Annotated in this window: 8 protein-coding genes; 2 read left to right on the top strand and 6 right to left on the bottom strand. The window is 38.5% G+C overall.

Annotated elements, in window-relative coordinates; translation table 11 throughout:
• Genes leuS through yajC form a run of 5 tightly spaced genes read right to left on the bottom strand, consistent with a single transcriptional unit; the run spans position 1 to position 5,649 of the window.
• Complete coding sequence (leuS, locus tag B9N66_RS03455) at positions 1 to 2,466, bottom strand: leucine--tRNA ligase (protein WP_087579902.1); 2,466 nt, start codon at positions 2,464 to 2,466, stop codon at positions 1 to 3.
• An 8-nt stretch (positions 2,467 to 2,474) separates the two neighbouring features.
• Positions 2,475 to 2,813 carry a DUF6394 family protein gene (locus tag B9N66_RS03450; protein WP_021090699.1) on the bottom strand — a complete coding sequence of 113 codons (339 nt, stop codon included), beginning with the start codon at positions 2,811 to 2,813 and terminating at the stop codon, positions 2,475 to 2,477.
• 9 nt (positions 2,814 to 2,822) lie between these two features.
• Positions 2,823 to 3,794 (bottom strand): protein translocase subunit SecF, encoded by a 972-nt coding sequence (secF, locus tag B9N66_RS03445; RefSeq protein ID WP_087579901.1) that lies wholly within the window; start codon positions 3,792 to 3,794, stop codon positions 2,823 to 2,825.
• 2 nt (positions 3,795 to 3,796) lie between these two features.
• Positions 3,797 to 5,377, bottom strand: coding sequence for a protein translocase subunit SecD (gene secD, locus B9N66_RS03440; protein ID WP_087579900.1), 1,581 nt, complete (start codon positions 5,375 to 5,377; stop codon positions 3,797 to 3,799).
• A complete protein-coding gene (gene yajC, locus B9N66_RS03435) occupies positions 5,377 to 5,649 on the bottom strand; it encodes a preprotein translocase subunit YajC (RefSeq protein ID WP_087579899.1) in 273 nt (90 codons plus the stop codon). The genes secD and yajC overlap by 1 nt, the downstream gene beginning before the upstream one ends.
• Between yajC and B9N66_RS03430 the strand changes: the two genes are divergently transcribed.
• Positions 5,625 to 6,941, top strand: coding sequence for an apolipoprotein N-acyltransferase (locus B9N66_RS03430; protein ID WP_087579898.1), 1,317 nt, complete (start codon positions 5,625 to 5,627; stop codon positions 6,939 to 6,941). The genes yajC and B9N66_RS03430 overlap by 25 nt on opposite strands.
• Positions 6,942 to 6,960: 19 nt before the next feature.
• Here the strand turns inward: B9N66_RS03430 and metK are convergent, their stop codons facing one another.
• Complete coding sequence (gene metK / locus B9N66_RS03425) at positions 6,961 to 8,166, bottom strand: methionine adenosyltransferase (protein ID WP_087579897.1); 1,206 nt, start codon at positions 8,164 to 8,166, stop codon at positions 6,961 to 6,963.
• A 137-nt stretch (positions 8,167 to 8,303) separates the two neighbouring features.
• Between metK and sstT the strand changes: the two genes are divergently transcribed.
• The gene (sstT, locus tag B9N66_RS03420) at positions 8,304 to 9,671 is read left to right on the top strand and encodes a serine/threonine transporter SstT (protein ID WP_374057418.1); all 1,368 of its coding nucleotides are present in this window, start codon (positions 8,304 to 8,306) and stop codon (positions 9,669 to 9,671) included.
• Positions 9,672 to 9,685 lie beyond the last annotated feature (14 nt).

Genomic DNA, 9,685 nt, shown 5'->3' with positions numbered 1-9,685 from the left:
TTATCCTTTAATGACAAAATTTACTAATTTGCCTTTTATATAAATCTCTTTTAAAATTTCTTTTCCTTCAAGCCATTTAGCCACATTTTGCTTAGCTAGCTTTAAAATTTCACCCTCGCTCTCGCTTGTTGCCACTTCAAACTCAGCCCTTTTCTTGCCATTGACTGTAACTGCAAGAGCGATGCTATCTTTTACAAAGACCTCTTCTTTTACAGCTATCTCTGTGAAATTTTTTCTACCAAAAAGCTCTTCGCTAAGCTCGTTTGCAATGTGCGGCACGATAGGTTCTAGTAAATTTAAGATGATGAAAAAGCCCTCAGCATTTACATCTTCGTTATCCTGAGCATTTATAGCATTTAGTGCCTCCATGCAAGCAGCGATCAATGTATTAAAAGCAAATGTGTCGCCAAAAACCTCGGTTGATTTTTTAAGTGCTTCATAAATTTTTAGCCTTGCAAATTTCTCATCTTTGTTTAGACTTTCATGGTCTATCTGAGGCAGTTCGTCTATCTTTTTGATAGTTTGTGCCTTTTCCCAAAGTCTATTTAAAAACCTAAATGCACCCTCAACTGCACTGTCGTTCCACTCAAGCTCTTTTTGAGGAGGAGCAGCAAAAAGTATAAAAAGCCTTGCCGTATCGGCACCGTATTTATTGATGATATCGTCAGGATCTACGACATTGCCCTTACTTTTACTCATCTTTTTACCATCTTTTAAGACCATGCCTTGAGTTAGCAAATTTTCAAATGGCTCATCATCTCTTAGATAGCCCAGATCTCTTAAGACCTTTTGGAAAAATCTAGCGTATAAAAGGTGCAATATCGCATGCTCGATACCACCGATATACTGATCTACATTCATCCAGTAATTCACGCTCTTTTTATCAAGCGCTTTTTGCTCCCAAGTCTTCTCATCGCTTGCAAATCTAGCAAAATACCAGCTACTCTCCACAAATGTATCCATCGTATCAGTCTCTCTGATCGCGTCTTTGCCACATTTTGGACACTTTGCAAATTTCCAAGTTGGGTGTTTATCGAGGGGGTTGCCCTCGCCTGTGATCTCAACATCTTCAGGCAGCGCAATAGGCAAATTTTCATCTTTTTCTGGCACTACGCCGCAGCATTTGCAATGCACGACAGGTATTGGCGCACCCCAGTATCTTTGGCGAGAAATTCCCCAGTCTCTTAGCTTATAGTTTGTGATCCTTTTGCCTAAACCATCTTTTTCAAATTTCTCTATTATAAAGCTTTTAGCTTCCTCTGAAGCAAGACCGTTTATCAGCTCAGAATTTATGGAAATTCCATACTCTGAATATGCCTTAGAGCCGTCGCTCTCTCCATCAAGTGACTTTACGACTGGTTTTATAGGTAGATTAAATTTGGTTGCAAACTCGAAGTCTCTTTGATCGTGCGCAGGAACAGCCATGATAGCACCACTGCCGTAGTCAGCTAAGATAAAATTTGCAACCCAAACTGGGATTTTTTCATTGGTAAGTGGATGAACGACATAAATTCCTAAAAATTCTCCATCTTTTTCGCTCGCTTGACGCTCTCTTGGGCTTTGATTTAGGATTGCTTTTATCTTTGTCTTTTTGTTTTCATCAATTTTATTACTCTCAAGCAACGCTTTTACAATAGGATGCTCAGGTGCAAGGGCTGTGTAGCTAACGCCGTAAATCGTATCAGCTCTTGTAGTAAACACCTCAAAGCCATCAAATTTACAACCTAAAGCCTCTTTTGAAGTCTCATCAAGATAAAATTTAAACTCCAAGCCGTAGCTTCTGCCGATCCAGTTTTCTTGCATTGTAATTACTTGATTTGGCCATTTGCCTTCAAGAAGTTTCAGATCATCAAGTAGCTCACTAGCGTATTTTGTGATGTTAAAGTAATATCCTGGAAGCTCTTTTTGTACAACATCATTACCACATCTCCAGCATTTGCCATCCTCCACCTGCTCATTTGCAAGCACGGTTTGATCGTATTCGCACCAATTTATAATTGCATTTTTTCTATAAACAAGCCCTTTTTCAAACATCTTTATAAAAAAGCTTTGCTCCCACTTTGTATAAAGTGGGTCAGACGTGGCTAAAATTCTCTTTTTAGAAAATGAAAAACCAAGGCTTGCAAGCTCTTTTTTCATATAGTCGATGTTTTCGTAAGTCCAAATTTTAGGGTGAATTTTATGTTTTATGGCTGCGTTTTCAGCTGGCATACCAAAGCTATCAAAGCCAATAGGATGAAGCACGTTATATCCGCTTTTTCTATATGATCTAGCAAGTGCATCGCCGATAGAGTAGTTTCTTACATGCCCCATATGTATGCGTCCGCTTGGATAAGGAAACATGCTTAGGATATATTTTTTTGGCAAGCTTAGATCGTATTTTGGTTCAAATTCCTCATTTTTATCCCAAATCTCTTGCCATTTTTTTTCTATCTTTAAAGGCTCATATTTTCTCTTTTCAGCCATTTTTTCTCCTAAAATTCTTCTTGAGCTTTACTTGATTCTATTAAAACCAAGGCTAGTGAAAATATATTTGCAATGACTGCGCCAATAGCCAACGAATAGCTAAGTGTTATATTTTCAGAGACTTGCAAAATAACAAAAGCTGGTATAAGGTGTAAATCAGCAACCAGCGAGCTTGCAAAAAGCTCAGCTGAAAGTAAATTTTTAACACCGATCTTAAGCAACGTCGAAACCAAATTTATACTAGCTGCCACAAAAAGGGCAATCTCATTTTTATCATATAAAAACTCCGCCGTAGTCGTAAGACTCATCAGCGCAAAAAATATGTAGATAACCTTTCCCCAGTTCATTACCCCTCCTTATACAACGCCTTTTTCAAACATAGCGCGCTCTTTTTCGCGCTCTTTTCTGATCCTTTGCTTCTCAGTCTCTCTAGCTCTAAAATGCTCAATGCTAAATTTAAACCAGATAAGAAACGGCGAAGAGATGTAGATCGAGCTGATCGTTCCTATAATGATACCAACGATAAGAATAAATGAAAATCCATGTATCATATCTCCACCAAATAAAAATAGCACAAGAACCGTCATCATAGTAGTTGCAGAAGTTAGAATAGTTCTTGAAAGCGTGGCTGAGACCGACTCGTTGATAACGCCCTCTATGTCAGTTCTCTTACTCTCTTTAATACCCTCTCTGATTCTGTCAAAAATGATGATCGTATCATTTAGAGAGTAGCCAAGAACTGTTAAAACAGCCGCTAGTGTGTCCAAATTTACATCGATATCAAATAGTGAAATAGCACCGACGGTTATGACTATATCGTGAATTTCAGTTGCGATCGCAGCTAGCGCAAATCGCCATTCAAATCTAAATGTGATATAAAGAAGCACGCCAATTAGTGAAATTCCAAGAGCCATCAAACCCTTTTGCCTAAGCTCGTCACCAACCTTTGGACCAACGATATCAACACGTCTTACTTCAAAATTTCCAGTATCTTTTAAAATTTGTTTTATCTCAGTGCCGATGTCACCAGTTAAATTTGAGCTTGATCCTGAAAATCTAATAACAGCTTCATCTTCGCTTCCAAACTCAGTAACAGAGGCGTTTTTAAGAACTTCATTTGTGCCAAAAGCATCGCGAATTTTATCAAGTGGCGCTTTGGTATCGTATTTTAGCTGTATAAGCGTACCACCAGAAAAATCGATGCCATAGTTTAAACCCTTTGTTGCAAGCAAAAAGATCGAACCAACAAATAAAAATATAGAAAGTGCCAATGAAGCAAATCTAAACCGCATAAAATCATAAACTTTTGCTTTAGTAAAAATTTGCATCCCTAGCTCCTTTTATAACCAAACCAAAGTCTGGTATTTCCGCTTTTTTCTATCTTGTCCATAGCAGCATCAAACATGCCATGAGTACCAAGTATAGCTGTTAGCATCGAAGCCATTATACCTATTGCCATTGTTACTGCAAAGCCTTTAACTGGTCCAGTACCATAAGCATAGAGTACTGCAACTGTGATGATAGTAGTTAAGTTTGAGTCGATGATCGCGCTCATTGCATGCTCATAGCCCTTTTGCACAGCTGTCCTTATCGCCACTCCCTCGCGTAAAAGCTCACGTATACGCTCATTTATGATGACGTTTGCATCAACAGCCATACCAATCGTTAACACGATACCAGCCATACCAGGAAGAGTAAGTGTCGCTCCAAAAAGCGCCATGACAGCTACTAATATAACGACGTCTGCAACTAGTGCAATATTTGCAAAAATTCCAGAAATTCCATAATAAGCTAGCATAAATAGCACGACCAAGATAGATCCGGCAGCAAGAGCTACCATGCTTTGGTTGATACTCTCTTGTCCCAAAGATGGGCCAACGCTTCTTTTTTCCAGCATCTTAACAGGGGCTAAAAGTGCACCGCTTCTAAGCGCGATCGCTACGTCGTGAGCTTCATCAAGAGTAAAGCCACCACTAATCTGGCCGCTGCCGCCACCTATTCTTTCATTTATAACAGGAGCTGAATAAACCTTGCCATCAAGCACAATAGCAAGCCTTTTGCCAACATTTGCACCAGTAAAATCGCCAAAAATTCTAGCACCCTCTGAATTTAGAGTGAAATTTATGATCGGTAGGTTATTTTGCTGAGAAAATGCAACCTTTGCGTCAGTTAGCATCGAGCCATCAAGCACTGGGATATTTTTAACGACATATTTTACACGGTCATTTTTAGCATCTTTAAAGATCACATCGCCGTAGCTCTCAGCTTCAGCCTCGCTCATTGTATTAGACTGATCTTGTCTTTTATCATCAACTGCCATAAGCTGCAAGTGAGCAGCCTTTGCGATGAGATCTCTTGCTCTTTGTTCATCCTCTTCAGTCTTTATGCCAGGAAGCTCAACTAGGATATTATCTTTGCCCTGTCTGGCAACAGTTGGCTCAGCTAGACCAAACTGATCGAGTCTGTTTCTAATAGTCTCAACAGCTTGCGAGATCGCATACTCGATCGTATCAAGTCTCTCTTGCTCTGTTAGAGTAATGTGATAGTTTAGTCCATCTTTTTTGATATCAAGCCCTTTTATCTCAGCAAGTGCCTTATCAACCTTTGAAGCCTCGTCACTATCAAGTAGTGCAAAATCAACACTATCTTCTTTTATCTTAAATTTATCAATAAGTACATCTTCTTTTTTAGCATAATAATTTATACTTCCAGCGATTGATTTGATCTTAGAGTGGATGGCTTCGTTAGTCTCAACACCAAGAAGCATATGAAGGCCACCTTGAAGATCAAGTCCCAGCGAAATTTTAGCTCCGCTTTGAGTCTGAAAAAAAGATGGCACCGAAAAGCCAAAACTAAAAATCAAGGCTAATATTAATATAATCAGCCTATATGTAACTCTTGCGTTACGCATTATTTATCTTCGATCTTTTTAGCTACAAACTCACGTGCTACACGAACAATTACATCATCGTTAAGTTTAACTTTGATAAAATCATTTTCGGCTTTAATCACTTCGCATATAAGTCCGCCATTAGTTACTATCTTATCGCCTTTATCAAGAGCTGCAAGCATTGCTGCATGGGCTTTTTGTTGTTTTTGTTGAGGTCTGATAACCAAAAAGTAAAATATGGCGAAAAGCACAACAAGGGGTAGTAGTGATGTTAAAAATTCTGCGTTTTGCATGGATTTCCTTATTTGTAAGATTTTTAAACGGACATTTTAGCACTAAAATTATAATAAAAGCCTTTGTCGGTGCTTTTTTGCTCTCTAATTTCATTTTTTTAGCTATGGCTGAAAATCAAATTTTAAATTTCATCTCTCCTTTTCTCACGCTAGCTGGAATTTACATCATTATAAATTTAAACAGGGCTGGCTTTTTCGCAGCTGGATTTTTCACTGGAATTTTGTGGTTTTACTGGATCGGCTTTAGCTTCATCTACTACGAGCTTGTCTGGCTTATCCCATTTGTTATCCTCTTTGTAGCCCTTGTTTATGGGCTTATGTTTTGGATGGCCTCTTTCCCAAGCTTTGTGGCACTAAGAGCCATTTTGCTATTTTTAATAAGCTACGTTCACCCATTTGGCTTTAACTGGTTTAACCTTGAAGCCACCCTTGTTTTAGGAGCTTTTGAGCCAAGCACTAGGGGGCTTATATTTATATTTTTAGCAGCCATCTCTTTAAGTCTAAATAATAAATTTTTAAAATTTAGCCTAGCTTTTATCTGCCTCATCGCCGCTTTGCAGTTTAAAAGTAGCGAGGCAAAAACTTTGCCATTTGACGTGGAGCTAGTAAATACCAATGTCGCTCAAAGAGTGCGCTGGAATAAAAGCTTGCGTATGAAATTTACAAATGAAAATTTAGACCTCATCAATAGCGCCATTGCTGAGCAAAAACGTCTCATCGTGCTTCCAGAGAGTGCATTTCCACTGTTTATGACAAACGAGCCACTACTTGTTGATGAGCTAAAAGAGCTTTCAAAAAGGATAACCATCGTAGCTGGCGCGCTTGCCTATGAAAATAAGCAAATTTATAACTCTGCATTTTTGTTTCAAGATGGTAATCTTAGGCGAATGGATAAGAAATTTTTAGTCCCTTTTGGAGAAGAAATTCCTTTGCCAAAATTTATGCAAGATGCGGTAAATAAGCTATTTTTCGACGGAGCTAGCGACTTTAAAAAGGCTGAAAATTTTAGTGACTATGAGATAGACGGAGTTAAAATCAGAAACGCCATCTGCTACGAAGCTACAAGAGAGGAGCTTTACAAGGGCGAATTTGATGTGGTTGTGGCTATTACAAATAACGGCTGGTTTGTGCCAAGTAGCGAGCCACTGCTTCAAAGAGTGCTCATAAAACATCTCGCTACAAAATATAATAAAGTGGTCTATCACAGCGTAAATGGCTCAAAAAGTGAGATCATAAAGCCAAAAAAGCGTTTTGGGATGAGTTTTAAATTTATAAATTTAAAGTGGCTTTAAAATAAAGCCACTTTTTTGATTATTTTTTTAGTAAAGCCTTAAAAGTATCGACCGCATCGAGCTTTTCCCAAGGGTATTTTGCATTTCCCACTTGGCCTTTTGCAGCTACTTTTGCGTATAAAAATGTATCTTTGCTTGGCTTATCAAGACCAAATTTATTTGTTATCCAGCGAGGTGTTAGAGAGAAATGCTCGCTTACAAAATTTGAAAGCATATCATCATTTACGCCGTTTGCATGAGTTCCCATAGTATCAACACTAACTGAAGTTGGCTTTGCAACGCCGATAGCGTAGCTTATCTGAACGATACATTTTTTAGCAAGGCCAGCTGCTACGATATTTTTAGCTATCCAGCGAGCTGCATAAAGACCGCTACGATCAACTTTTGTGTAGTCCTTGCTTGACTGAGCACCGCCACCTATCGGGCTATATCCGCCAAAGCTATCAACGATTAGTTTTCTGCCTGTTAGGCCACTATCGTGAAGTGAGCTGTGATTTACATATCTGCCTGTTGGGTTTATATAGATGATCGTTTTTTCTTTATTATATAGCTCTTTTGGAAGGCCAGTTTCATCTATTAAATTTTGAATTAATGCGCGAAGCTCTTCTATCTTCATGCTCTCCGTGCAAGGTGCAGAGACGACGATAGTGTGGATGCTTTGAGGTTTGCAGTTTTCGAAGTTATCTTTGCTACCGTAATCAATCGTAACTTGTGTTTTTATATCAACACCAAGCTTATCAGGATTTGCCTTGGCAAATTTATATACTTTATCGCAAAGCATTCTTGCGTAAGTTATAGCTGCTGGCATAAATTCTTTTGCTTCGCAGCTTGCAAAGCCAAACATGATGCCTTGATCACCTGCTCCGATCTCGCCATCACTTTGATCAACACCTTGATTTATATCTGGACTTTGTTGATTTATGCAAACTTTAACCTCAATATCATCTGGGTGCAAGCACTGCTCTTTTGTGAAATTGCTCTTTCCATCATATCCAATATGCGCAAGAGCGTCTTTTACAATCTTTTCGTAGTCTTTATAAGAGAGTTTCACCTTTGAGTTTATCTCTCCGCCTATTACTATATTTTTTCCAGCTACAAAAACTTCGCTTGCGACGCGTCCATTTGGATCTTGCGTTAAGATGGTATCAACAATGCTATCAGCGATAATATCAGCGCATTTATCTGGGTGACCTGGACTTACAACTTCAGAAGTAAATAGATACATTTTTATCCTTTTATTAACTAAAATTTTGTGCAATTGTAACAAATCTATTTAAAAAGCTAATTAATCTTTATCAAATTCTTTATATTTAAAAATTGTTTAGCTAAAATCAACAAAAAACTAATTTATTAAGGTGTCAAATGAATATGCTTAAAAACATAGCAAGAAGATACGCCGATGGAAATTTGATAGTTCAAATTTTAGTTGGTATCATTCTAGGTGCCCTAGTTGGCTTTTACACACACTACGAAGCTACTCCTTATAACAAGATCTCAGCTAAAATTCAAACTATTCAAAACGAAAGTGGTTTGAGCGTAGATGAAGTTATAAAAACTCACCTTAGTCAAGATGAAGCCAAGCAGCTAAACGAAGCCAAAGAAAAAGCTAGTTCAGCCGATTCTATCGCAGCTTCAGCTTCAGTTTTAGGCGATTTATTCAAAGGCGCTTTAAAAGCTATCGCACCAATTCTTGTCTTTGTTTTAGTGGCAACATCCATCATTTTAAGAGATTTTGGTCATACAAAAGGTATGCAAAAGATCATCACACTCTATCTAATTGGTACATTTTTAGCAGCCGTTGTTGCAGTTGTTGCTAGTTTCTTATTTCCAGTGGAGCTTTCTTTAAAAGGTCTTGCAAGTGCTGATATGTCAGCGCCTCAAGGGATTACCAATGTTTTAAAAGATCTCATTTATAAAATGGTTGAAAACCCAATAAATGCTTTAGCCAATGGTAACTATATAGGTATTATCACTTGGGCAGTTGGTAGTGGTATCGCACTTAGAAACTCCACAGCCGAGACCAAAAAAGTATTTAAAGACATAAGCGATGGTGTGACTCATATCGTTAAATTTATCATTAGACTAGCTCCATTTGGTATCTTTGGTATGGTTACTATCAGCATTCATGAAACTGGATTTGAAGTACTTGCAGGATATCTAAAACTGATCTTAGTTCTTGTTGGGGCAATGCTTGTTGTCGCATTTATCATCTATCCAGCGATGGTTTTTGTATTAACCAGGAAAAATCCTTATCCGCTTGTCATGATCTGCCTAAAAGAGAGTGCTATTTCGGCATTTTTTACAAGAAGCTCAGCTGCAAATATCCCTGTAAATATGGCGCTTTGCAAAAAGCTTGGTCTAAAAGAGGAGCTTTACTCGATCTCGATCCCACTAGGTGCCACCATAAACATGGGCGGTGCAGCAGTTACCATCAGCATCCTAGCACTTACTGCGGTAAATTCTATCCCATCTATCACAGTTACATTTGGCGATGCGCTACTTCTTTGCTTTATCTCAGCTCTTGGCGCTTGTGGTGCATCTGGCGTGGCTGGGGGCTCACTTCTTTTAGTGCCATTAGCGTGCGGTCTTTTTGGTATCGGCAACGACATCGCCATGCAGTTTGTCACAGTTGGCTTTACAATAGGCGTCATCCAAGACTCAGTTGAAACTGCGTTAAATAGCTCATCAGATGTGCTTTTTACAGCCGTAGCCTCAGAGACTTCAAACTAACCTTCATAAAATTT

The sequence above is a fragment of the Campylobacter concisus genome (assembly GCF_002165775.1).
In the GTDB taxonomy this organism is placed as follows: domain Bacteria; phylum Campylobacterota; class Campylobacteria; order Campylobacterales; family Campylobacteraceae; genus Campylobacter_A; species Campylobacter_A concisus_E.
The sequence above is the reverse complement of the archived record's forward strand: the minus strand, read 5'-3'. Positions and strand labels throughout refer to the sequence as shown.

Coding starts and splice junctions, on each gene's coding strand:
- leuS (WP_087579902.1), bottom strand. CDS start 2,466: ATGGCTGAAAAGAGAAAATATGAGCCTTTAAAGATAGAAAAAAAATGG.
- B9N66_RS03450 (WP_021090699.1), bottom strand. CDS start 2,813: ATGAACTGGGGAAAGGTTATCTACATATTTTTTGCGCTGATGAGTCTT.
- secF (WP_087579901.1), bottom strand. CDS start 3,794: ATGCAAATTTTTACTAAAGCAAAAGTTTATGATTTTATGCGGTTTAGA.
- secD (WP_087579900.1), bottom strand. CDS start 5,377: ATGCGTAACGCAAGAGTTACATATAGGCTGATTATATTAATATTAGCC.
- B9N66_RS03430 (WP_087579898.1), top strand. CDS start 5,625: ATGTTAAAAATTCTGCGTTTTGCATGGATTTCCTTATTTGTAAGATTT.
- yajC (WP_087579899.1), bottom strand. CDS start 5,649: ATGCAAAACGCAGAATTTTTAACATCACTACTACCCCTTGTTGTGCTT.
- metK (WP_087579897.1), bottom strand. CDS start 8,166: ATGTATCTATTTACTTCTGAAGTTGTAAGTCCAGGTCACCCAGATAAA.
- sstT (WP_374057418.1), top strand. CDS start 8,304: ATGAATATGCTTAAAAACATAGCAAGAAGATACGCCGATGGAAATTTG.